This is a genomic window from Salinimicrobium oceani (assembly GCF_012037645.1).
On the sequence record NZ_JAAVJR010001054.1, the window covers coordinates 1 to 367 of the forward strand.

The 367-nt window shown below is 36.2% G+C and carries 1 pseudogene; it reads right to left on the reverse strand.

Annotation, left to right across the window (positions count from 1 at the left end):
* Positions 1-224 (reverse strand): annotated as a pseudogene (locus tag HC175_RS20740) (hypothetical protein); the annotation flags it as partial.
* Positions 225-367 lie beyond the last annotated feature (143 nt).

Consider the following 367-nt stretch of genomic DNA (forward strand, 5'->3'; position numbering starts at 1 on the left):
TAAACAAACTGCCAGTTTTCGTAAAAAGAAGCCCTGGTTGTAAATCCTGCCGTCCAGCTAACTTTTGGCTGCACTTCCAGATCATTGGTCACAATATTGAAATAGTTAGCTCCTGCCTGCAAGCCTAACCTATTGTATTCTCCATCCCAAATTCGACGTTGTGCCTGGGTAGAAAAGGAAAAAATTAAAAGAACCCCTAAAAGAAGAAATTTTTTGAAATCCATGTTTTTTCGAAATTTTTGAAAGGGTTAAATGTAGCTGTTTATTTTCATATCTTTCGTTAAAATTAAACTACTACCAATGATATCCACCATTTTAACCGCCGTAATTGTTGTCTTCGGACTTATTATCCTTTTCTCCGGAATCT